Source organism: Vibrio agarivorans, from assembly GCF_030409635.1.
Taxonomy (GTDB): Bacteria; Pseudomonadota; Gammaproteobacteria; order Enterobacterales; family Vibrionaceae; genus Vibrio; species Vibrio agarivorans.
In genome coordinates, this window is the sequence record NZ_JAUFQF010000001.1 from 682,555 (window position 1) to 704,881 (window position 22,327).

Consider the following 22,327-nt stretch of genomic DNA (forward strand, 5'->3'; position numbering starts at 1 on the left):
AAAGGCGACTAACCCTGTCGCCTCCCATATTAAGTCAATATTAATCGCGCCTTGGAGACCGCATTGGTGACTTTTCTAGCGTTAAGTCATAGGTCTTCCTTTCTCGCTCAATATGGCTAGGAGCTTCGACTTCTGTAACCTCACCACCAGCAACACATCGAGCAAAGTTTTCAAACCTGACGGCATCACCTTGTGGGCCTTTGCCATCAGGATAATCACGCCCTGAATACACTTTCGGGTCACTGCGCTGCGCGCCAGCACCATGTACATCAAGCCATTCATTGTGCATTTTGCCCATAGAGCGGCCAAAGGCGATATACGCGGCTTGCTTGGCATTCTGCAGGTTTACGTGGGTTGTACTACTCCAATAGTTAGGAAAGTCTCGTTTTCCGGCCTCGTTAGTAATTGCGGTCGAATAAAAACTTGGGTCTATAGCGGCACTCTTTGTGGTCACCGGCGAACGCACGTAACTCACAATAGAATGTAGCTCTTTGATATTGGGAAGTCGCCAATCGGTTCGACCCGCAAGCTTTAGCGTTTCACAATACTCAAGCGCTTCTCCCCAATTCATCCCCTTTTCACTGTCTGACTTTTGCCAAGTTAATCCCGTTGCCCTGTCGTGTATAGTGCCATTACCAGAAATCGAATAGTTATTAATGCCATAGTCGCTATTTCCCCTCACAGCTAAAACGTAGAATGTCTTTTCTCCGCCCCTGCGAGCGCGAGTTCCATACCCTTTAATTCTGCCATCAATAAAATTGACACCAAACACGGTCTCATCACCTCTCATGGTCATCGCAACATATTTGGTGCTACTCACATATTGAGAGTCAATCAAACGCTCTCCAGCACTCAAGTCACCCGATTCAAAACCAAATACTGTTTGGTCGATAAACGGACGAACCGTAGCACTACTTTTGCCTCGCAAGCCGCTAGGGTCTTCACCATCAAACATCATCAATGAATAGAGCTCTTTGATTGAAGGAACACGCCAATCCACATAACCGCCTAAACGTAAGTTGGCCGCATAAACCATTGCTTGGTCATACGTCATTTTATCCGCTACGGTAATACGCCCATCACCGTTAGTATCGATGGCTTGTGCCCACAAAAGACCCGTATGGTTGTCTCTTACCGTGCCGTTATCATTGACGGTATAATTCGGCATGCGCCCGATGTATTGGGCATCTTGTCCATAATAAGCACTACCTTTCTCCGGGCACTCATCGACAAGGGTTTGACTGTTTGAACACTGGGTTTGAAACGTATCGACAATTGGGTAAGTAAATTCTCGTGCCTGAGCCGTGTGAGCAAAAAACAAATGACTAACCACACTTACGATGGTTACAGAGAACATTCGGGAAACACCTGTCGGGGATACTACGCGCAACATAATATGAAAACTCCAAGCAATGACGCAGACAATAACAGTGAAAGCCGTGTAATCAACGTCTCTAATATCTAACTTAGTTCATAAATCTACAAAACAAACTTGCAGCAATTATGGAGACGCACTTTGCTCTTATTATCAGGTGTCCTACTCACTATTATCGACGCAACGAAAAGCTATAAACCCATTAGGTTCAGAGTCAAATGCTATTCAAGTGAAGCAAGCGTTACAAATCAAAACGGTAACCGACACCATAAATCGAATGAATCCAATCGGCTTCTTGACTCACCTCTTGAAGCTTTTTGCGTAGGTTCTTGATGTGGCTGTCGATTGTTCTGTCTGTGACGACTCGACCGTCGTTGTAGATCTTATCCATCAATTGATTACGATTGAACACGATACCCTTGTGCTGGTAAAAATGCTCTAGCAGCTGAAATTCAGCCGGTGTCAGTGACACTTCTTGTCCATCTACCCACACGCGCATTTGTGAGCTTTCAATGCGCAGTGGCATCTTCTCAGGCTCGACGCTGTGCGTCACTTTATAGCGACGTAAGACATTCTTTACTCGGGCAACCACTTCTCTTGGCGAATAGGGCTTACACACATAATCGTCTGCCCCAAGCTCTAGGCCAACTAATCTATCGATTTCATCTACCTTGGCGGTTGCCATCATCACAGGCACATCGCTAAAGGTGCGCAATTCCCGATAGATATCTAATCCATCGCGATTCGGTAGCATGAGATCAAGAATGATAAGTGTCGGTGTATGCGCTTTTACCCAATCAATGACAAGGTCACCATCCTCGATGATATGGGTATCAAAATGATGATGCTGCAGATAATCCGCCAATAATTGAGCCAAATGAGGCTCATCTTCCACGATCAAGATCATGCTATGTCCTTGTTATTGGATAGAGTCACCGTGACTGTTAAACCACCTAACTCTGAATGTGTCGCAGTTATGGTCCCGTTATGAGCTTTGACAATATTTTCGCAAATCGAGAGACCAAGCCCTGCCCCCCCACTCGCTCGAGAACGCGACTTATCGACACGATACAATCTCTCAAATAACTTTGCCAATGCTTCATTAGGGACACTAGGCGCACTATCTTCCACAATGATTTGTACACCGTCTTTCGATTCCACACCAATCACCTTCACCATTCCTTGCTCATTAGTATAGCGGTAGCTATTTTCTAATAAATTGGTGATCAACCTAGAAATGGCATCTTGGTCTCCCAAAAACGATATTGGTGCCGGCATTTCAACCTGCAAGCTCAGCTGTTTGGTGTCAAAGCGGTTGGCAAAGCGGTGTGCGACCTCATTTAGCAAATCATCAAGTTGAAACTCTATAAACTCTTGCTCAGCCAAGGTGTTCACGTCAGACAGTGCAAGTTGATGTAAGTCTTCAACCAGTTTCGCTAAGGTCATTACCTGTCCGTGCAAAGAACGAATGTTGTCTTGATTAGGTTGCCGAATGCCATCTTCAATCGCTTCAATCTCCCCTCGCAACACGGCTAAAGGTGTTCGCAACTCATGAGAGATGTCAGAAATCCACTGCTCACGTATTTGCTTTTGTTGGCCTAAGGTTTCCGATAAGCGGTTAAATGTGTCAATCAGTTGGCCCAGTTCATCTTCACTATGCTGTGGGATTCTGTAGGTCAAATCGCCTTGTGACACCTTCTTTGCACCAATATTTAGTGCCTGCAGTGGCTTGAGTAAGTACCCGACAAATATTGAAGCCACCAGCAGAGTGACAATCAATGCTGCAACAACGATCATCACCACATTTTTAAGCTGCGCATCTAAAAAAGCCTCTGCCAGCGCATTGGGTGTCTGCTTACTCTGTAAAATGACAATATTTCCCACTAACTGATCGCGATACATGACCGGCACCGATGTCGTGTCACTAAGATCAACCGAATCCAATTTCGGGTCACCTAATACTCGCCTATCACTGACATCCCGAAGCTGAAGTCGAGCTGAGAGAGGAATAAATGACGTATGTCTTTCTAACTCGGCTTGTGTATGGTGAGACTGCCCAGGAGGTGGACGACGAGGCTGTCTCGGCGGTGGCGCTTCACCATATTGACGCAAAAGTGAGCTCCATATATGCGGAGACTCTTTCATTCTCTGCCAACCATAAGCCTCTGAATAGTAACTCGAGAGTTGATTGGCAATCAGCTCCACTTTTGCAACTTCATCCTGATTGATATAGTCCTGAAGCCCCTTCTTGAAAGAGAAGTTAATCACAATCGCCATTCCGGATAGGAGTAAAACGCTGGTGATCAGGAGTGACAGAAACAGCTTTTGGAAAAGAGATAAATGTCGAACGGTGTGGCGCATAGATTAGGAATGTCCCTGCTTCTAATAAGCTAAGCGAATGAGTTAATTATACAAATATCATTCATCTTCGCTGACAAAAGTGCAGAAACTATGAAGAAAGGCTATTTCTGATTATCAATACTAAAACCATTGAGGTTCAAGTTCGATATAGAAATAGCCTTAGTCAATACATCTTAATGGATATGAGTCACACTCGCGCTACCCTGCTGCTCTACCCAAGCTTCATACTTCACTCTTAATGTCACAGTGATCCAGCCGTAAGTAAGACCGATGCCGCAATAGAGTAATTCAATAAACCCTGCGTGAGCATAGGTTGCACCAGAGACATACGACATAAACCCAAAGAACGTACCTGCGCCGACAAATAACGCTGGAACAAAGTCAAAGGGCGGAAGACGCTCTAAGCAAATACATGGTACAACGACAAAGAAAATAGCGACAGGCACAGCAAAGAATCCAAGCGACGATAGCACACCACCAAACTCCATAATGGCGACTGATGCGATGATCCCGGCAATATAACCGAAGATCACTTTTTTACCACCGTCTAACGTACAGCCCGCCATAAAGTACATAGCCCAAGCGATAAACCCTATCCAACCAAAGCCAACATTCTCAATCGGCAGCATCGGTGAGATAATCTGATCGACAATTTGAATAGTGAACGCTAGAAACGCCACTATGATAGGTATAACTATAAACTGTTGAAATTTCATATAAACCACCTTTAAGCCATTTGGCTTTGTTCCGTAAGATAGAGATCGTAACCTTGTTCAGGGGTGAGCTTTTCATGTACCACACCATTAATCGCTTTGAGCATTCCAATCGGGCAGTCTGACTGGAATACATTGCGCCCCATATCGACACCTGCCGCACCTGAATCAATAGCTCGATACGCCATCGTTAGTGCTTCAAGCTCTCCGACTTTCTTGCCACCTGCAACCACAATGGGAACAGGACAAGCGGCCACCACTTTTTCAAAATCATCGCAGTAATACGTTTTGACAATATGTGCGCCAAGCTCAGCAACAACACGGGTTGCCAGCATAAAGTATCGAGTTGTTCTTTCCATCTCCTTACCCACAGCAGTGACACCTAGGGTTGGAATACCGACACGCTCTCCGGCATCAATGGTACGAACCAGATTATTCAAGCTTGAACACTCACCGTTTGCACCGACGAAGACTTGGATCGCAAGACATGACGCATTGATACGAATCGCATCTTCGATATCGACGCCAATCACTTCATGACTCATATCGTCTTTGAGTACTGTGCTACCCGCACTTGCACGCAAGATCACCGGCTTGTTGTGGTGAGGGCTGATGCAGGTTCGCATAGCACCTCGAGTCGCCATTAACGCATCAGCGTACGGTGCCAAAGGCTCGATACTCAGATCTAAACGCTCCAAACCCGCAGTCGCGCCCATAATATAACCGTGGTCGAATGCCAACATCACCGTATTACCACTGGATGGGCGAAAGATACGGCTTAAGCGATCTTTCATTCCCCAATCCACATGATCCATCCCTTTCACATGAAAACTTTGACTTTGTTTGGGGGTGTCGAGACCATAGTCTTTCGCCAGAGCATTGCCATCTTTATCAGCCATCACACAACTCCTCTTCTTCGGCTCGCTCTTTAATAAAGTACAAGCCAAACGATTCAAATAGCATCGCCATACTGGCTGCACCTGGGTCAATATAACCTCTACTGTTCTCACCCATGTTTTTCGCTCTGCCGCGAGATGCTTTCATGCCTATTGTCTCTTCAGCACCAAGTTGTGCCGCTTCTGCCGCTTTAAAGCACATATCTGAAGCAGTCCCTCCATCTAAAGCAGCACACTCCATTGCTTCAACAGCTGGAATCAAAGCATCAAGCATGGTTTTATCACCGCGCTTAGCACCACTAAAATGCTGTACCCGTTGTAAACCTAAGCGGAAGGCTTTAGCCGTTTCATTGGGGGTTAAAATCGGCTGGGTCAAACCTTGAGAAAGGCCAATATAGAAGTTGCCGATTAGCATTCCTGCTGAGCCACCATCTTGACTCATAATCAGCCAACCGAGGTCGTCATACTGTTTGGCCCAGTTCTCTTCAGGTTTTGCTAATGTTGCTTCAATGCAATGACACACTCTCAGCAACGTTGTACCATGATCGCCATCACCTGTGTGACTATCTAAATCATTAAAGTAACTGACTTTATTAATGATTCTTCCAGCCGCATAGAGCAACATGTGATTCATCGTTTCTTGATTAAACATAATCATATTCGCTCTCCTTAACGCAACCTTAAGCCGCAAAGAGTCACACTCATCCTAGTGGTTACAGCGTATTGATACGGCCATAGTGTTAAGTGCAGAAATTATTGCTCACCGATGGTGCCAGTGAGCCTGATAGTGCCTTACTGCTGAGTCCAGTAAGGCGTGCTACAAGGTTTATCCCATAGTGATAGCGTACCGCTGTCGAATTTAGCAATGCACATCTGGAAGCCTGCCATTTCTTGAACGGTAAGCACCTCTTCCACTTTTGAGCGTGCGACTGTCACGTCTTTATCATCCAGAGCTAAGTGACAAGCTCTTGCGACAACCAACATCTCCATCAAGGTAGTGGCACCCGAGCCATTGATCATCAACATCAAATGATCGCCAGACTGAACATCGATTGCCTTGCATAGTTGGTTCAACATGATGTTTGCCGTGTCGTCGGCAGTTTGCAGCTTCATACGACCACCACCGCCTTCACCATGTTGGCCCATACCGATTTCCATCTCGTCATCGGCCAAATCACCGATTTTCATCCCGGACTGTGGATGGGTCGCATTGCTCATTGCGACGGCTAGTGTCGCCATCTGTTGGTTAAATCTATCAGCGACTTTATAGACTTCATCTAAAGACATACCCATTTCGGCAGCCGCACCAGCCAGTTTATACACCGGTACACAGCCAGCCAGTCCACGTCTGTCTTTTACATCCGCATCCAAACCTGCACTGATGTCTTCGTGTGTGAGCAGCATTTTTACATTGATGCCTTCGCGCTTGGCCATTTCCATCGCCATATTCGCCGCCATGACATCACCTTCATGATTGAGCACGACTAATAGTACGCCTGCAGGTCTATCAGCGAGTTTTAACGCTTCAAATACTTTTGGCGCACCCGGCGCAGCAAAAATATCACCGACCACGGAGTAGTCCAACATGCCTTCGCCTACATAGCCACTCAATGCCGGCTCATGGCCCGCGCCACCAAGCGTCACTATGGCCACCTTATTTGGATCTTTGGGAGTCACACGAGCGACAATTTTTTCACTGACAATTTTGACTTTATTCGAAAATGTCATTGCAAGACCTTGCAACAACTCAACAGTGAGGTTTTCTGGATTATTAATAAATTTTTTCATGACCAATATCCTTCTGTTTAAGTATCAAGTTTGTCTACTCAGTAACGTACTGCATCAATTCCACAGGCGCTTCATCTTCCATAACAAACGCAATTTTCAGTTTGTCATTGGCATAGAAAGGTTCAATTAGTACTTTTTTGCCTTTCATTTCAGCTTCTAGGTCATCGACCTCATATGCCACATGGGCCGTATTTTTCAGTTCTTCAGGCATTGGGCTATCTTCCAAAAAGCGAAGCCACTCGATCTTATTTTCGCTTTGCTGAAAATCCGTCGTGTAGACACCGATATCAGGGTTGAGGGTTTCATTGGTGTGTTTTTGTGTTGTCGGAATCCCGACATGATTAAATTTTTTCATCACATCTGCCTTTTGTTTATCCGTATATCCAACTTCCATATTCACTATAGCGACTGATTCACCGAATAAATGCGAAATAGATCACCCACCCAAACAACAGTTAAGATGTTGATTGTATTAAATTTAATTCAAGCATCAGAACAACCAAACAGCAAGTGCAACAGAGATAGTCACTTTATTCCAACAAGCAAGTGCAACAAACTGATGACTTACTTTGCCATGTTTAAAGGTAAGATTAGTGGCAAGTGCAACAGGCGAGATTTGCCTACTATTCAAAACCAGAAAGCAAGTGCAACAGGTGACACAAAGCCCAATTTTAACTATTTTCTTCTAGTAATTGCTGTACTTCTTGAATTTCTAGCTCGGGATAAAATTGAACTAAGAACTTTTCACACTGCGCGGTATTCCAACCAATATTTTTTAGCTGCTTAACCAGCTCTTCATACTGCCGCTCAATAATTTGAGTGTGAAACTGCTTTCGATATTGAGCCAATTGTTGAGCCATGTGCGGCTCATAGCCATAGGGCCCAGAATTGCGAGTCAGCTCTCTCGATATAGTCGAACGATGGACATTCAATAGATGGGCTATATCAGATTGAGATTTGCCTTCTTTTTTTAGGGCCCAGATTCGAATTCTTTGTGCTTCTGTCAATTGCTTGTACATACTGCTCTACCCCAATTTACGTTTAACCGCATTGAATAAAGCATACAAATAATTAGACGATAAAACCGTGATAAAAAGACCAGAGTAAAAGAATAGTGTAAACCGCAAAAATCCCGATATAGATACGCATGATTAATCCATTAACTGAAAAGTGGCAACCTGCTTACTGCTCTGTCAAATAACCTCTACAGAAAAGGAAGAGTTAGGTTATAAATAACGATATAGCAGTGAGTTACTCAGGTTGCCTAAACTGTAAACGGATTATCGGTTCTAGAACGCATATCTGAAAATACAACTTGTAAGGGAAACACTTACAAGCTGCATACATAGTGACATCTAGAGGGAGATTTGCTTCTGTGCACTACCTTATAACAGATAGTGACAAGCCGTTTTTTCTATTATTTTTATCGCCTTTGAAATTTCACGCTGCTCTTCTGATATTAAACCAAAATACACACTCACGGCTTGCATATGTGTTTGAGTGAGATGGCGATAATTTACCGAAACCAATTCACCGTTTGATAACCAAGGCTCAGCTTCCTGATCAGAGAGAATAATCCACCCATCATTCTTGATTAACTCAATAGCTAGTCGAACACTGGTAACCGCATGACGTTGATTGCCAATTTCATAGTAGCCTAAATCTGCTTCTTTCGAATTTGCTAACAAATACTGAGGTGAAAGCTCTAAATCAGAAAGAATGACTGTTCCTTTCTTTGCAAGATCAGAGTCTGGATGACAATAGCCATTCATTGTCAGACTACCCAGGTTATATGACTTGAGCTTTCCAGTGACAGTTCGTTTTGTCTCTGCTGACATCAATGCCACGTGACATCTTTGCTCCTCAATCGCTCGATACGCACTATCCCTATCTGATATAGCACACTCAATTTCAATATGAGGCAAAGCCACTTGAATTGAACTGATAATATCGCTTAGCCAACGACTTGGAATTAAGTTGTCGTGCCAAATTATGATTTTAGAAAGAGGCTCTTGATAAAGAGTCATTGCCGCATGACTAAAATCTTCAGCGTGTTTAGAAAGGTTTTTTGAACGTACAATAAGCTTTTCAGCGTTTTTCGTCGGAATCGCTTTGCGGCCCTCTATGGCAAACAACTTTACACCCAATGTGTCTTCAAGTGCCAAAATATGCTCACGAATCGTACTCCGCTCTTTGTTTGCTGCACGAGCTGCGGCACTATACGACCCTTGCTCATACACGTGAGTAAAAGTCTGAACTTGCTCTAGTGATATCATTTCTATCCTAAAATGTTAATTTTTTAATGTCTGCACACTAATTGACAAGACTATCACATACATATTGAAAATGAATGAATTGAACAAAACCCATTTAGATCGGAGCCAGTCACTCCGTTTTGGCTCTGACCCCATCAGCCTGTAGCACGGCAAACGATTGCGTTAACCTGTTGCATGTCATGACATTTCTCTGATATAACTAAAAAGCATTACACGCAGCTAGACTATTTCCAGAAAATTTCAATAGCTAGTATAAAAAAATGAGAACCAATGAAAGGATTCATGATGAAAAAACTATTCCGCAACGTTGCGGCAATCGTGCTTGCTTCGACTGCTGCCATCGGCACAGCTTCTGCTAACACTACCCTTCTTCAAGAAATCGCTAAAGATGGCGAGCTTCGTGTCTGTTTTGACGCGGGCTACATGCCATTTGAGATGACAGCGAAGAATGGTCAATACATTGGTTTTGATATTGATTTAGGACGCCAAATGGCGCGTGCAATGGGTGTAAAATACACGCCAGTAAACACAGCTTGGGATGGCATCATTCCAACTCTTCTTACTGGTAAGTGTCACATGATCATGGGTGGCATGACTATCACACCACAACGTAACATGCAGGTGAACTTCGCTGACCCATACGTTGTTATCGGTCAATCAATTCTAGTTAGTCCTAAACTAGAAGGTAAAGTAACAAGCTACCGTGACCTAAACGACGAGCAGTACACGGTTGTAACTAAGCTTGGTACGACTGGCGAAGGCGCAATCAAACGTTACCTACCAAAAGCGAAAGTAAACCTTTACGAAACGCAATCAGAAGCAGTACTAGAAGTAATCAATGGTAAAGCAGATGCCTTCATCTACGACCTGCCATACAACGCAATCTACAGTGCTGAAAACAAAGGCCAACTGGTTCACCTAGACCAACCATTCACGTTTGAGCCTCTAGGTTGGGCAATTCGTCAAGGCGATCCTGATTTCCTTAACTTCCTAAACGGTTACCTACGCCAAATTAAAGGCGATGGTACTTATGACCGTATCTACGACAAGTGGTTCAAGAGCGATGCTTGGCTAAGCCAAGTGCAATAATTAACGCGCGCTCCTAAAAACCCCAAGGCAGCTTGCACTCGCAAGCTGCTTACTGCTACCAAGTTGCCTTTTGGTCGTAGCCTATCTCCTAGCTGTATTGAGAGTTAAACATGCAAAAACGCGAAAGACCCATTTTATGGAATGGTGTTTTCTTACTAATCATTTCCTTGCTTTGTGGTCTGATATACCTATCAGGCAAGCGCATCGACTATAACTGGAACTGGGAACGTGTCGTTCCTTATATCGTCGACAATTCTGCATCGGCTATTACCGCCCCTGAAGACGGCAACATTGTCAGTGATGCTGACGGTAATCTCATCTTGGAGTCTATCTCCGGAGAAAAACTTCTGTCACTCGCAGAGTATGAGAGCCTCACCGTCTATGAAGGTGATTTAATATTTGAAGGCGATCAACTGGCAGAAGCCACCGAGTGGCGTATTGGTCCACTGACTGAGGGCTTAATTGTCACCATCAAGATCTCCTTGTGGTCACTGCTTTTCGCTATCGTTATTGGCCTCATCATTGGTCTGATGCGAATCTCATCCAATATCGCGTTGAAAAAGCTCGCGATCACCTATGTTGAGTTAATTCGTGGTACACCACTGCTAGTCCAGATCTTCATCGTCTACTTCTTTATCGGCACCGTACTCGACCTAGACCGCTTTACGTCTGGTGTTATCGCACTTTCTGTATTCACCGCAGCGTATGTTGCTGAGATCATCCGTGCCGGTATCCAAGCGATTCCGAAAGGTCAGATGGAAGCGGCTCGCTCTTTAGGTATGAACTACGTTCAAGCGATGGTATACGTGATCTTGCCTCAGGCATTTAAACGTACCCTGCCTCCCCTAGCTGGCCAGTTTATTAACTTAATCAAAGACTCATCGCTGGTATCGGTTATTTCAATTACCGACCTAACCAAAGCTGGCCGTGAAGTGGTGAGCGGAAGCTTTGCCCCATTTGAGGTGTGGTTTACCGTTGCCGCGCTCTACCTAATCCTGACCAGTAGCCTGTCTTGGGCGATTCAAACACTAGAAAAGAGGTTATCTGCCAGTGACTAGAGATTATCAAGGCGAAGAGATGATCATCGCTGAAAACATCAACAAGATTTACCCAAATGGCTGCCACGCACTGAAAGATGTCTCCGCTACCGTTAAGCGCGGAGAAGTTGTGGTCGTGGTTGGTCCTTCGGGCTCAGGCAAGTCGACATTCTTGCGTGCGCTTAATCAGTTAGAAACCATCAGCAGCGGCTCCATCGTTGTTGACGGCACGAACATGTACGACAAGCAGACCAACATCAACACCCTGCGTGAAGAAGTTGGCATGGTGTTCCAAAGCTTTAACCTCTTCCCGCACAAAACGGCACTTGGCAACGTGATGCTGGCGCCCCTGAAAGTCGCTAAGCGGGATAAAGACGAAGTGGAAGCCGAGGCTAAGGAGCTGCTGAAAAAAGTTGGCCTTGCAGATCGCATGGAAAACTACCCTAACCACCTATCTGGTGGTCAGCAACAACGTGTGGCTATTGCCAGAGCACTTGCGATGCAACCAAACATCATGTTGTTTGATGAACCAACGTCAGCACTCGACCCTGAAATGGTCGGTGAAGTACTGGATGTAATGAAAAGCCTTGCAGCCGATGGTATGACCATGGTAGTCGTAACCCACGAAATGGGCTTTGCTAAAGAAGTCGCAGACCGCGTGATCTTCATGGAAGACGGTGAATTGTTGGTTTCAGACACACCTGAAGCCTTCTTTGAAAACCCAACTAACGAACGCTTGCAGAAATTCTTGTCAAAAGTGTTGTAACCCCTTCGTTGGGTTCATAGCCAAATCGACCAATTTGGCTATGAACCCAATGACTTTATTAGCCATAAATAAGCAACACACCCATACCAAGCTCATCACATTCCAACCAAGTGTCAATTTGATTCAATCAGACAACGTTCGATTTATGTAAACCACCCTAACTTTTAATACTTCGTACCTATAATTTGATTTTTGTTCGTGCTAGTCTCAACTGATTGATTTAAGGGAGGTAAGTATGGCTCGAATTACAAAAGCGAAGTGGGAAGAGAACTTCGCTAATTACAATGCAATTATTTTAAAGATTTTTTTAAACGAAGGTTGGGATCATGTTACTTACGATAGGTTAAGTAAGGAAACGGGCCTGAGGAAAAGTACGCTTCAAGGTTACTACCCTTCAAACAATGACTTCGAAGTCGCCATCAAAGGTAAAATTTTCCCTATTATTGCCTCACACTTAAAATTTGACTCAAAAGACGTACTGATTGAATCTTGGAAGACAGCTATGCAAGATACTCAGTTCAGAATGGTAATGCGCATGTTTGTTATGCATGCCTACAAAAAAGGCGCTGAAGGAAGTGGACGCAAAGGTATCCTAGGTCTAGGTCAAATAATCAGTGACAAGCTTCCAGACGATAACGCATTAGAAGTAATTCGCTTGCTATTTGGACTCACCGTGACCGAACTAATGGGTATCGATGAAGAAACCCTTTCTTAGTTAAAGTATGCTCCCTACCTTAGACATATAAAAAATATTCATTAGGGCAGAATAGAGCCTCTAAGTTGTGCCCTGATGAATAACACTCACAAATACAACGGCACCATCTGTCGCCAATAACGCCCTCTATGAGCGCGCCCATCCCACTCATGCATTTGATGCCCCACTCCTTTTTGATTGAGTAGTTCGCTGATGATGTGGTTGTTTTGTAAGAATGGATCTTCTTTGCCTATGGTGAAGACAATATCGCTGTGGCGAATGTGCTCTATCTGATCTGGGTTCGATAAATTCTGTAGAAAGTGCGTGGGCGTGTTGAAGTAGATATCTTGGTCGTAGTATCCATCAAATAGATCATTAAATGACTCTACACCCCACGTTAAATCATATCGCCCGGAAAATGCTGCTAGCTTTTGAAACAGATGCGGATGACGAAAGAAGATATTCGCTGCGTGATACGCACCAAGCGAGCAACCATGGGCTATGGTGCATGGATGCCAGTTTTTATTGGACATCAGCGGCATCACTTCTTGAAGAACATACTCTTCGTATTGCTTATGGCGTTGGATTCGTCCGTGTGGGTGTGCCCAATAGCAATACATGCTTTCAGCATCAATGCTGTCGAGACAATAGAGCTGTAACTGCCCTGCGTTGATTTTGTCTGCGATGGAATTGACTAGGCCGAGGTTTTCGTACTCGTAAAAACGGCCGCCTCGGGTTGGGAATACGAGTACTTTAGCGCCAGAATGGCCAAAAATGAGTAGCTCCATGTCTCGGTTTAAGTTTGGGCTCCACCAGCGATGATATTCACGATGCATGACTTGCTCCCAACGGCTGCAAGAACATTTCTACTTCCTTTCTCATCATTTTTTTCTGTTTGTTCTCATCTGGGTAATCAAAATGGCCAGCATCTAAGACATAGAGCTCTTTGTCTTTTGGGCAGGCATTGTAGGCGCTGAACTGGCCAGGTGGTGCAACAAAAGGATCAAATCTCGCTAACCCCCAAAGTGTGGGGTATGAGAGATATTTGGCTGCAATTGAGGTATCAAAATACGGCAGTGTGGCTTTTAAGGCAGCTTGGTCCTTAAACTCGATCAATGCTTGAGTGCTGCCTACACACGGCATGTTTAGCCTTAGCTCAGTGTTGCCAAATGTTGGAACATGAAAGTGACTCAATGAGAGGCGTGAATCGAAGGCACTGGCTAGTACACCTAAGCCGCCACCTAGGCTTTCTCCAACAAAACCAATATGGTTTTTTGTCTGCGGGAAAAGTGTCAGCAATGCTGAAACGCCGCACCACAAGTCTTGAACGCAGCCGGCGATGATGTACTGCTGCTTATCTTGGACATGGTGCAAGACATGCCAATATGGATCTGATGAAACAGAGTGTTGTGGGCTGCGGCCTATCCCACGCACGCAAGGCATGAGTATCGCAGTGTTATCTAACTTCCAGCTCGTATCTGGTGCGGTTAAACCACCGTATCCGTGTGCATACACCATCGCCCCATACACGGGCTGCTTTTCTGGTAGCAGAAGCCAACCACCAATCCGCATGCCTTTTGTCGAATCATAATAACAGTCAAAGACTCGCCAACCGTTTTCCACTCGGCCAGTATCTTGCAAACTCAGGTGTGTTTGAACATGTGTTGCTCGGCGATATTTCCTACGCCAGAAGGTGACAAAGTCTTGCGGCTCTTCTGCTGCGCCAACTTGCATGAGCTGATTTAGGTTGTATCCGTATGTTGGATCAAACGCGAAATCATGCTTAAAGGGTTTTCTCATATCATCCATGATATTAGGTTGTTTTCCAGTATGTTATGCAACCCATATTACATGGTGATTAAGTTGGTGAAAAGTTGGGGTCAGAGCCAATTGGGCTTAATTGGCTCTGACCCCTATTTTTTGGTACAGTCGCAGCCCATATTTAACAGTCGAAGTGACTTAATAGGATCCCCTGTGACTAACAACGAAATTTTGCGTCGTATTCAACACGCTCTTAACCTCAAAAATGCTCAAATCATCAAAGCTTATGAACAGGCGGATGTCACTGTTGCTCACGACCAAGTGAATAACTGGCTCAAAGACGAAGGCGAAAAGTCTTTCTCAAAGATGAAAGACAAAGACTTGGCTGTGTTCCTTAATGGTTTCATTAACCTTAAACGCGGCAAAAAAGAGGGTGAACAGCCTAAACCTGAAGTTGAGTTAACCAATAACATGATTTTCATGAAACTGCGCATTGCGTTGAACATGAAAGCAGAAGATGTGTTGGACGTGCTTGAAGTTATGGGGATTAGCCTAAGCAAATACGAAATTGGTGCATACTTCCGTAAGCCAAACAACAAGAACTACAAAGCTTGTGACGATCAGCTACTGTGTGATTTTCTCAATGGGGTGCAATTCTCTAACCGCCCTGACTCAGAAGAGTATTCTGCTTAGTCTCCACTTCAATAAAAAAGGTGCTTCCAAGAATTTGGAAGCACCAAACGCTAGCAATTAGCGGGGCTGAGAATCTTATTGTTGTGTCGCCGTAACGCACACATTCGACGCTTTCTTCTTTTTCGAGTAGCGAGCAATAATTCCCACCAGCATCACCACTCCACATAGGCCGTAGACCTGCATGAAGGTTGAGTCATCAGAAACAAAACCTACGCTGCTGAACATGATGTAAGCGCCCAATACCATGTATAAAATTATGGCTGAGGCTTCAAAGCGGAACTCCCAAGGGGTTATGTCCATTGATTCGTTCACTGGCATTTCATACGCTTCTGCACGTGGTGCGAAGTGGCCAATAACAAACATCAGTGCTGTACACACAACAAACAAAATCGCTAACTGGTGTAAGAAGTGGATTGGTGTTTTGAAGATCAACTGCATTGAAGCATAAGAGGCGACGAAGACGACCAGTGCAACTTTTGCCGCGATTGCTGGTACACGTTTAGAGATGTAGCCAACAAACACGATGGTGAAGATTGGCACACTAAAGAAGCCTGCCACCATTTGTAGGTATTGGAACAAACCTTCTGGTGCGTACATGATGAATGGTGCAATGCAGATTGCTACGATAGCGATAATGACACCGAACACGCGCCCTTTGGCAACTAGCTCTTGATCAGATAGTCCTTGTTTAGCAAAAATAGGTTTGTAGACATTCAGAGCAAACAGGGTTGTTGAGCTGTTTAGCACGCCGTTAAATGTCGATAGGATGGCACCAAACATTACCGCGACAAAGAAACCCACCAGCGGTTTAGGCAAGACTTCGTTCACCAAGCGAGTGTACATGGTGTCTGGGTTACCAGCGTCTGCGCCAAACATGTGGAACGCGATAATACCTGGGATGATAAGAAATAGCGGTGAGATAACCTTGATGGCACCCGCCCAAATAACGCCTTTTTGGCCTTCACGTAAGTTCTTAGCACCCAGCGCACGTTGGATAATCGACTGGTCTGTCCCCCAGTAGTAGAGGTTTACTAACAGTAGGCCGGTAAATAAGGTTGAGAACGGAAGTGGATCGCTTGACGTACCGACAGATTGCAGTTTCTCTGGCGCTGCGTGCAATAGAATATCTAAACCACCACCGAAGCTGCCCCCACCTAGTGCGAATAGGCCAAATACTGGGATCATCAATCCACCGATGATCAAACCGACACCGTTGATGGTATCAGCTATAACCACTGCTTTTAAGCCACCATAGATGGCGTAGAAGAAGCCCAGTAAACCGATGGTTGCACTAATAAGCGCAATCGCTTGAAACTCACTAATGCCCAATAAGCCTTCTATGTCGAAGATGCCTGTCAGTACCACAGCGCCAGCATAAAGTGTTGTCGGTAGAATGTTAATCACGTATTGGCACAAGAATAACAGCGTCACAAACTTCTTCACGCCCAGATCATAACGGCTCTCTAAGAAGTCTGGCACCGTTGTGATGCCTTGCTTGAGATAGCGCGGTACAAGATACAGCGCAATCAACACTAGCGTGATACCACTAGCAACTTCCCACCCCATGACCGACATATTGTGGGTGTACGACTGTGCAGACATGCCAACAAAGCTGGTGGCACTTAGGTTAGTAAGAATGAGTGAAGATGCGATAAGACCGCCGGTTAATGAACGCCCTCCTAAAAAGAAGCCGTCGTGGGAGTCATTTTTTGAGTGTTTTACTTTGCTATATGTAAACCAGACGACAAATCCAGTGAACAGCAAGAATGAAATGATGGTAGTGGCCATTTCTTAATACCTTTTGTTTAAGGTGCACGAACCCCCACCGCTATGAGTGTCTGACTGTCACTTAAGGGTTACAGGCTATTTTTACCTGTAAGCATCTAGTGTTCGTCGGGGTTTAGTGTCACCGTGTCCGTTATTGGTTGAGTGTTATAAATTTTTTGTAATGTGTAGGACCAGAGCACTCTCTGGGTCGAGGATCGGCAGTGTTAAACCGATTTCTCTCAGATTATCGCCACTCAAGCGGATCGTTTTGCCTATCCATTCTGGCCGATGTTTCATCAACTGAAATGATGTATTAGGCATCTCTACGATACGAACAGAGTACGACGCTTTCGGGTCGACACAACTAATTCGCACAGGCGCAGGAAGTGCATGTGATGGCATCGCCAATTGGCATACTGTCACGAGCATCTCTTGATCATTTTCAACGCCATAGATGAACTGTCTTTCGTCTGCAGCATCTAGGCGGAAATTGCGCCCTGAGTGAATCAAATCACGATGCGTTTTGTGCAGTTCAATGTATTTAGCGAAGGCTTGTTTCTCTTCGGAGGATTCTTTTACTGGGTCTAGCTCTACCCCCATGTGTCCTTGCAGCGCAGTCACACCTCGCATATTGATGCCGTGTTTACGCTTGGTTGAGTGACATTCCGCAGGGCCGATGTGTGCGCCCATCACTTCTGGAGGGAAGAAGTAGCTCATGCCACGTTGGATAGTTTGACGCTCTAGCGCATCATTACAATCTGATGCCCAAAAGCGATGTGTACGCTTTAAGATTTCAAAGTCGATACGGCCGCCGCCTGATGAGCACGACTCTATCTCCACGTCTGGATGCTGTTCACGTAGAGCATCAAGCAAACGATATAACGCTTGGGTTTGGCCGTTGACTGCGGCTTTGTCTAAGTGTGCCGGCTGAACAAGCTCTCGGTTCATGTCCCATTTCAGATAGCCAATTTTGTATTGGCTTAATAGATCATTGAGTCGGCCGAACAGGTAAGCAAAACAATCTGGATTTTGTAAGTCGAGAACATATTGCCAGCGGCCTGACGGCTGCTCATAGCCGTTAACGCCTAATACCCATTCTGGATGTTCGCGATAAAGAATCGACTCTTGGCTGACCATTTCCGGCTCAACCCACAAACCAAACTCCATACCTTGCTGGTTAACATGCTCAATCACTGGCTCAAGACCATTAGGGTATTTTTTCTCATCTAGATACCAGTCACCAAGTGCAGTACGCTCGCCGTCTCGGCCAATAAACCAGCCGTCATCAATAATAAAGCGCTCTACTCCCATTTTTGCTGCTTCGGTGGCCATCTGCATGATGTAGTCTGGGTTGTGGTCGAAGTAGATCCCTTCCCACGTATTTAGGTGGACAGGGCGCTGAGCCAACTTGGGGAAACGGATAATATGTTCGCGGACAAATTGATGAAATCGCGCAGAGATCCCGTTTAAGCCGTCAGCACTGAACGTCGAGTAAAGTGTTGGTGATGAGTAGCTTTCTTGAGGCTGTAAACTCGCTTCACCAGAAAGGAGCAATTCGCCCGCTTGGACAAAGCGACGGCCATCACTGCGTACATCAGCGCGCAGACGGTGGTTGCCACTCCAGCCTAAATGGAAGCCCCATACTTGCCCACTTTGCTCACTGAACCCTTGCGAGCCAACAAACAGGCCAGGGAAATTTTCATGAGATGTGCGACCACGGCGGTTCTCTTGAACGAATCCACCATGCTCAAAACCGATACGCTGGGTTTGAAACTCTTGGCACCACCGGCCGTGAAATGTCATCAACTCTTTAGCGTGATATGGCAATGGCATAGTATTGGTAAGCTTATCGAGTTGATAAGACTGTGAGCCAATGTTTTTGATCGACAATTTTTGCTGCAGAACATCACTTTCAAAATCTAATATAAAGTCGACGTCAAGCTGTAGCCCTGCGACTGAATCCACTAAACCAAAGGTGACATTCCCCTGCCCTTCGATCACTGATTCAAGTTGAAACACGGGCGCAAAATCTGCACCTTGACGATGACCTTCTAGGCCTGGGGAGTTAAAGTGACCTGCACCAAGTTCAGGGCAGACACTCAATGGTACATCTACATCGAGACGCGCTTGGCTGATTGGGCGCTCGGTGGCGAGAAAAAGTCCCTCGTCGATGGTTGCCACTTTGTTACCCCAATGAATAATTTCGGGAATACGACCGATTTTAAATACTAGGCTTAAATTTTTGCTTTGTAGGTGAAGTAATTCTGCCATCTTGTTTTCCGTTGTTTTCGATAACATTTCGAAGTCAAACTAACCAATAAAGTATGGATTACAAACTCAACAGCGGCCAAAACGTGATCAATAGCGCAGCACAGGGCTAAAAAGTGAGCCCTCGATCACTTTATGTTTTCGATAACATCAATGTATACCGAAAACATTTCCCTTGTCGTGCTAACATTACATGCATTGAGAATAAGGGGATGTCGATGGCAGTAACATTTAAGGAAGTCGCTGAACTCGCAGGGGTTTCTACTCAAACCGTATCGCGTGTGACCAACGGAGCAGAAAGTGTCTCTGCAACCACGCGTAACAGGGTGTTGAAAGCGATTGATCAACTGGGCTATGTACCGAATAAAGCGGCTCAAGCTCTTAAAGCAAATACCAAGATTATCGGTGTTGTCTCGCTTAGTATGGCGTTTCACGGCGCTGCGATGATTGCCAATGGCATTCGATTAAGAGCACACGAGCTTGGCTACGCAACTGCCATTTCTGCGGTTGATAATGTTTGCGAAAACCAAATCGAAGATGCTATTCGCGAATTGCTTGGACAAAAAGTTGAGTCGATTATTGTTATCACCCCAGTGAGTACTGAGTTTGCTATACGACTAACGGAGAAGTACGCCAAGTTTCAACTGTTATTTATCGATGTCCCACCCCACTCGCCCGTTCATCATGTATGTAGCGCTAATGACCAAGGCGCACGACTTGGAGCTAAACACCTGCTTGAACTTGGTCGTTCTCGGTTTGTGCTTATTACCGGGCCAGAGGAATCCTCCTCCTCATTAGTTCGCTTAGATGCGTGGAAAGAGGAAATTAAAGCGGCTAACGCCAAGATAAGTGCTCAAAAAAAAGGTGATTGGCTTACGCCGAGTGGCTACCTTGCCATGACGAGTGTGTTAACCCAAACTCGTGATTTTGACGCGGTGTTGGTCGCTAACGATCAGATGGCGCTCGGTGTTATGCGAGCACTACACGAACAGGGAATCAACGTCCCTAAAGATGTCTCGGTAGTCGGTTTCGATGGCACTGAAGACAGTGAATTTTTCCATCCACCGCTCACTACGATTAAACAGAACTTTACTGAACATGGTCACATTGCGGTAGACCAACTGCTTGATATGAAAGAAGGCTCGGACGTTCTAGAGCTTATCTTGGACGTTTCTTTAATCGATCGTGAAAGCTCAAGTCGCGTCGATGCATCGGTTTCTGATACCGAGCAAGTAAAACAGCTTCTTGACCAAGCGATGCGCTTACTCAACTGATCTCCCCATTGGGGTTAGAGCCAAATCGTCCATTTTGGCTCTGACCCCAATTTAGTTTTCGGCACTAAATGACCTATTAACTTTATGCATTTCGTTTCAATCTGCTATTTCTCCTCCCTGTAAATAGGCAAAACAATGAAGTTAAACCGTCAGTTGGAACAAGAACAGGCCTCTTACGTCAATCACTCTTATCTTATTGATTGCTCACTAGGCTCTAACCCATTTGGCTGCCCTGATATCAGCCCCGAAGCCACGCATAGCTTTATCGAGGGTATCGATCAATATTACAGTTTCCACCACTACGCTGAGATTGCCTATCTCACCTCTTGCTATCTCGGTGTTGATAGTCGTCACCTTACCTTCACTAATGGTTCGCTAGGCGCATTGGAGTTGATCTTCAATAAACTGATCGATTCGAAAAGTCGCAGTATGATTGGTATTGGCCCTCAGTTTGTCGAAGGGGTTTCAGAATTTATTCAAATTGGTGGCCATTATCAGGCGATAGATATGTTTCGCTACCCTTGTGAACACTCACTGTTCGCCGCGCTTGAAGCTAAGGTTCAAAAAGAGAAACCTTCGTTGGTGTACATAGATAACCCAAATAATCCAACTGGGCGTATTTATGATAAGTCACACTTAATAAGCTTATGCCAAGTGTGTGAGAAAGCCGGAAGCGTTTTGATCGTTGATGAAGCTTATGGTGAGTTTCTACAGCCTGAACAATCCATGAGCAGCGAAACTTTGTGGTATTCAAATCTGCTTGTTCTGAGGAGTTTTTCTAAAGGGCTTGGGTTGGCTGGTGTTCGACTGGGTTATATTCTTTCATCTCCTAAGCTTACGCCGTTTGTTCAATCTGCCGTGACCGTATTTGCGCCTTCTTTACCTGCACTGAAAATTGCTTGTCATATATTACCGAAGGCTCAAGCTTTTGTTGCAGAGAACCTTGTGAACACTGAACGGTTTAAGAAGCAAATGGTTAAGCTTTGCAAGCAGTGTGGGTTTGACGTTGTGCCAAGCTCAGATCACACACCAATTATGCTGCTGCATATGCCGATGATTGATGTGGCGAAACGCTTGGAAGAGCTCAACATAAGAACATGTAGTGGTGAACACTTTTCAATTACGTGCCAACAGGTGGATGAACAATATGCGCGAGTCAGGATTGTGGGTAACGAAAGGGATTTAGACCAAATCCGCCTGAGATTAGAGAGCTTATAGCTCGAGAATAAAAAGAGGTGCGACAAGAATGCGGGGCAATGGTTAGTTGCCAATAAGAAGTAGTAAGTCACACCTCTTGGTTCAGTTTAGATTGTTTTGCCCTTCCAGTTCTCTTCACCTGGGACTTTACCGCCGCGGCGTTTGCATTCGGTAATCGCGATAGTGCCTTCATACTCCCCATTAATATAGCACGGTACAGATGGAACGCCGCCTCGGCCGCCACCATAGCCAGCATAGACGGACACTGAAGTCGACAGCAAAAATATAAATGCGATAAGTGTCTTCATGGTTTTATCTCCTTTTGCCCTTTTGTACGTCAAAAGAAGCGAATGGGCTCAGAGCAAAATCAAC

At 45.1% G+C, this 22,327-nt stretch carries 22 protein-coding genes; 7 read left to right on the top strand and 15 right to left on the bottom strand.

What is annotated here, in order from left to right:
• Window positions 1-40 precede the first annotated feature (40 nt).
• The 10 genes from QWZ05_RS02885 to QWZ05_RS02930 form a co-directional block, all read right to left on the bottom strand.
• Window positions 41-1,393 (bottom strand): Lcl C-terminal domain-containing protein, encoded by a 1,353-nt coding sequence (locus tag QWZ05_RS02885; RefSeq protein ID WP_290296390.1) that lies wholly within the window; start codon window positions 1,391-1,393, stop codon window positions 41-43.
• Window positions 1,394-1,616: 223 nt separating this feature from the next.
• Window positions 1,617-2,282 (bottom strand): response regulator, encoded by a 666-nt coding sequence (locus tag QWZ05_RS02890; RefSeq protein WP_264876391.1) that lies wholly within the window; start codon window positions 2,280-2,282, stop codon window positions 1,617-1,619.
• A complete protein-coding gene (locus tag QWZ05_RS02895; protein ID WP_290296393.1) occupies window positions 2,279-3,736 on the bottom strand; it encodes an ATP-binding protein in 1,458 nt (485 codons plus the stop codon). The genes QWZ05_RS02890 and QWZ05_RS02895 overlap by 4 nt, the downstream gene beginning before the upstream one ends.
• Before the next feature lie 173 nt (window positions 3,737-3,909).
• Window positions 3,910-4,452, bottom strand: coding sequence for a DUF1097 domain-containing protein (locus QWZ05_RS02900; protein WP_290296396.1), 543 nt, complete (start codon window positions 4,450-4,452; stop codon window positions 3,910-3,912).
• 11 nt (window positions 4,453-4,463) lie between these two features.
• The gene (gene lsrF / locus QWZ05_RS02905) at window positions 4,464-5,348 is read right to left on the bottom strand and encodes a 3-hydroxy-5-phosphonooxypentane-2,4-dione thiolase (RefSeq protein WP_264876396.1); all 885 of its coding nucleotides are present in this window, start codon (window positions 5,346-5,348) and stop codon (window positions 4,464-4,466) included.
• Complete coding sequence (locus tag QWZ05_RS02910; protein ID WP_264876398.1) at window positions 5,341-6,003, bottom strand: DAK2 domain-containing protein; 663 nt, start codon at window positions 6,001-6,003, stop codon at window positions 5,341-5,343. The genes lsrF and QWZ05_RS02910 overlap by 8 nt, the downstream gene beginning before the upstream one ends.
• 134 nt (window positions 6,004-6,137) lie before the next feature.
• Window positions 6,138-7,133, bottom strand: coding sequence for a dihydroxyacetone kinase subunit DhaK (locus QWZ05_RS02915; RefSeq protein ID WP_264876400.1), 996 nt, complete (start codon window positions 7,131-7,133; stop codon window positions 6,138-6,140).
• A 34-nt stretch (window positions 7,134-7,167) separates the two neighbouring features.
• Window positions 7,168-7,488: a VOC family protein gene (locus tag QWZ05_RS02920; RefSeq protein WP_264876401.1), complete on the bottom strand. Its 321-nt coding sequence runs from the start codon at window positions 7,486-7,488 to the stop codon at window positions 7,168-7,170.
• Window positions 7,489-7,804: 316 nt separating this feature from the next.
• Window positions 7,805-8,152, bottom strand: a complete 348-nt coding sequence (locus QWZ05_RS02925) for a helix-turn-helix domain-containing protein (protein WP_264876402.1) — start codon at window positions 8,150-8,152, stop codon at window positions 7,805-7,807.
• A 366-nt stretch (window positions 8,153-8,518) separates the two neighbouring features.
• Window positions 8,519-9,409, bottom strand: a complete 891-nt coding sequence (locus QWZ05_RS02930; protein ID WP_264876403.1) for a LysR family transcriptional regulator — start codon at window positions 9,407-9,409, stop codon at window positions 8,519-8,521.
• 285 nt (window positions 9,410-9,694) lie between these two features.
• On the opposite strand from QWZ05_RS02930, the gene QWZ05_RS02935 reads away from it, so the two are divergent.
• The 4 genes from QWZ05_RS02935 to QWZ05_RS02950 all read left to right on the top strand — a co-directional run bounded on the left by QWZ05_RS02935 (window position 9,695) and on the right by QWZ05_RS02950 (window position 13,016).
• Entirely contained in the window at window positions 9,695-10,498 is an 804-nt protein-coding gene (locus tag QWZ05_RS02935; protein WP_264876404.1) for a transporter substrate-binding domain-containing protein, read from the top strand.
• A gap of 110 nt (window positions 10,499-10,608) precedes the next feature.
• The gene (locus QWZ05_RS02940; RefSeq protein ID WP_264876405.1) at window positions 10,609-11,556 is read left to right on the top strand and encodes an amino acid ABC transporter permease; all 948 of its coding nucleotides are present in this window, start codon (window positions 10,609-10,611) and stop codon (window positions 11,554-11,556) included.
• Window positions 11,557-11,575: 19 nt separating this feature from the next.
• Window positions 11,576-12,301 (top strand): amino acid ABC transporter ATP-binding protein, encoded by a 726-nt coding sequence (locus QWZ05_RS02945; protein WP_290297114.1) that lies wholly within the window; start codon window positions 11,576-11,578, stop codon window positions 12,299-12,301.
• 235 nt (window positions 12,302-12,536) lie between these two features.
• Window positions 12,537-13,016, top strand: a complete 480-nt coding sequence (locus QWZ05_RS02950) for a hypothetical protein (protein ID WP_290296403.1) — start codon at window positions 12,537-12,539, stop codon at window positions 13,014-13,016.
• Window positions 13,017-13,102: 86 nt separating this feature from the next.
• Here QWZ05_RS02950 and QWZ05_RS02955 read toward each other — a convergent pair whose 3' ends face one another.
• Complete coding sequence (locus QWZ05_RS02955) at window positions 13,103-13,831, bottom strand: esterase family protein (protein WP_264876408.1); 729 nt, start codon at window positions 13,829-13,831, stop codon at window positions 13,103-13,105.
• Complete coding sequence (locus QWZ05_RS02960) at window positions 13,821-14,795, bottom strand: acetylxylan esterase (protein ID WP_290296405.1); 975 nt, start codon at window positions 14,793-14,795, stop codon at window positions 13,821-13,823. Before QWZ05_RS02960 ends, QWZ05_RS02955 begins: the two co-directional genes overlap by 11 nt.
• A gap of 174 nt (window positions 14,796-14,969) precedes the next feature.
• On the opposite strand from QWZ05_RS02960, the gene QWZ05_RS02965 reads away from it, so the two are divergent.
• Entirely contained in the window at window positions 14,970-15,449 is a 480-nt protein-coding gene (locus QWZ05_RS02965; RefSeq protein WP_264876411.1) for a YehS family protein, read from the top strand.
• A 75-nt stretch (window positions 15,450-15,524) separates the two neighbouring features.
• Here the strand turns inward: QWZ05_RS02965 and QWZ05_RS02970 are convergent, their stop codons facing one another.
• On the bottom strand, window positions 15,525-17,237 hold the full coding sequence (locus QWZ05_RS02970; protein ID WP_290296407.1) for a solute:sodium symporter family transporter: 1,713 nt from the start codon (window positions 17,235-17,237) through the stop codon (window positions 15,525-15,527).
• Between the two features lie 144 nt (window positions 17,238-17,381).
• The gene (locus QWZ05_RS02975; protein WP_290296409.1) at window positions 17,382-19,487 is read right to left on the bottom strand and encodes an alpha-galactosidase; all 2,106 of its coding nucleotides are present in this window, start codon (window positions 19,485-19,487) and stop codon (window positions 17,382-17,384) included.
• Window positions 19,488-19,702: 215 nt separating this feature from the next.
• Here QWZ05_RS02975 and QWZ05_RS02980 point away from each other — a divergent pair, with 215 nt between their 5' ends.
• Together QWZ05_RS02980 and QWZ05_RS02985 are read left to right on the top strand one after the other, a co-directional pair.
• Complete coding sequence (locus tag QWZ05_RS02980) at window positions 19,703-20,758, top strand: LacI family DNA-binding transcriptional regulator (RefSeq protein WP_290296411.1); 1,056 nt, start codon at window positions 19,703-19,705, stop codon at window positions 20,756-20,758.
• A gap of 135 nt (window positions 20,759-20,893) precedes the next feature.
• Window positions 20,894-21,976: an aminotransferase class I/II-fold pyridoxal phosphate-dependent enzyme gene (locus QWZ05_RS02985; RefSeq protein ID WP_290296413.1), complete on the top strand. Its 1,083-nt coding sequence runs from the start codon at window positions 20,894-20,896 to the stop codon at window positions 21,974-21,976.
• An 86-nt stretch (window positions 21,977-22,062) separates the two neighbouring features.
• On the opposite strand, the gene QWZ05_RS02990 is transcribed toward QWZ05_RS02985, so the two are convergent.
• A complete protein-coding gene (locus QWZ05_RS02990) occupies window positions 22,063-22,263 on the bottom strand; it encodes a hypothetical protein (RefSeq protein ID WP_264876418.1) in 201 nt (66 codons plus the stop codon).
• Between the last annotated feature and the right edge of the window lie 64 nt (window positions 22,264-22,327).

Coding starts and splice junctions, on each gene's coding strand:
- QWZ05_RS02945 (WP_290297114.1), top strand. CDS start 11,576: ATGATCATCGCTGAAAACATCAACAAGATTTACCCAAATGGCTGCCAC.
- QWZ05_RS02890 (WP_264876391.1), bottom strand. CDS start 2,282: ATGATCTTGATCGTGGAAGATGAGCCTCATTTGGCTCAATTATTGGCG.
- QWZ05_RS02950 (WP_290296403.1), top strand. CDS start 12,537: ATGGCTCGAATTACAAAAGCGAAGTGGGAAGAGAACTTCGCTAATTAC.
- QWZ05_RS02970 (WP_290296407.1), bottom strand. CDS start 17,237: ATGGCCACTACCATCATTTCATTCTTGCTGTTCACTGGATTTGTCGTC.
- QWZ05_RS02980 (WP_290296411.1), top strand. CDS start 19,703: ATGGCAGTAACATTTAAGGAAGTCGCTGAACTCGCAGGGGTTTCTACT.
- QWZ05_RS02985 (WP_290296413.1), top strand. CDS start 20,894: ATGAAGTTAAACCGTCAGTTGGAACAAGAACAGGCCTCTTACGTCAAT.
- QWZ05_RS02975 (WP_290296409.1), bottom strand. CDS start 19,487: ATGGCAGAATTACTTCACCTACAAAGCAAAAATTTAAGCCTAGTATTT.
- QWZ05_RS02920 (WP_264876401.1), bottom strand. CDS start 7,488: ATGAAAAAATTTAATCATGTCGGGATTCCGACAACACAAAAACACACC.
- QWZ05_RS02915 (WP_264876400.1), bottom strand. CDS start 7,133: ATGAAAAAATTTATTAATAATCCAGAAAACCTCACTGTTGAGTTGTTG.
- lsrF (WP_264876396.1), bottom strand. CDS start 5,348: ATGGCTGATAAAGATGGCAATGCTCTGGCGAAAGACTATGGTCTCGAC.
- QWZ05_RS02930 (WP_264876403.1), bottom strand. CDS start 9,409: ATGATATCACTAGAGCAAGTTCAGACTTTTACTCACGTGTATGAGCAA.
- QWZ05_RS02955 (WP_264876408.1), bottom strand. CDS start 13,831: ATGCATCGTGAATATCATCGCTGGTGGAGCCCAAACTTAAACCGAGAC.
- QWZ05_RS02925 (WP_264876402.1), bottom strand. CDS start 8,152: ATGTACAAGCAATTGACAGAAGCACAAAGAATTCGAATCTGGGCCCTA.
- QWZ05_RS02910 (WP_264876398.1), bottom strand. CDS start 6,003: ATGATTATGTTTAATCAAGAAACGATGAATCACATGTTGCTCTATGCG.
- QWZ05_RS02900 (WP_290296396.1), bottom strand. CDS start 4,452: ATGAAATTTCAACAGTTTATAGTTATACCTATCATAGTGGCGTTTCTA.
- QWZ05_RS02960 (WP_290296405.1), bottom strand. CDS start 14,795: ATGAGAAAACCCTTTAAGCATGATTTCGCGTTTGATCCAACATACGGA.
- QWZ05_RS02885 (WP_290296390.1), bottom strand. CDS start 1,393: ATGTTGCGCGTAGTATCCCCGACAGGTGTTTCCCGAATGTTCTCTGTA.
- QWZ05_RS02895 (WP_290296393.1), bottom strand. CDS start 3,736: ATGCGCCACACCGTTCGACATTTATCTCTTTTCCAAAAGCTGTTTCTG.
- QWZ05_RS02940 (WP_264876405.1), top strand. CDS start 10,609: ATGCAAAAACGCGAAAGACCCATTTTATGGAATGGTGTTTTCTTACTA.
- QWZ05_RS02990 (WP_264876418.1), bottom strand. CDS start 22,263: ATGAAGACACTTATCGCATTTATATTTTTGCTGTCGACTTCAGTGTCC.
- QWZ05_RS02935 (WP_264876404.1), top strand. CDS start 9,695: ATGAAAAAACTATTCCGCAACGTTGCGGCAATCGTGCTTGCTTCGACT.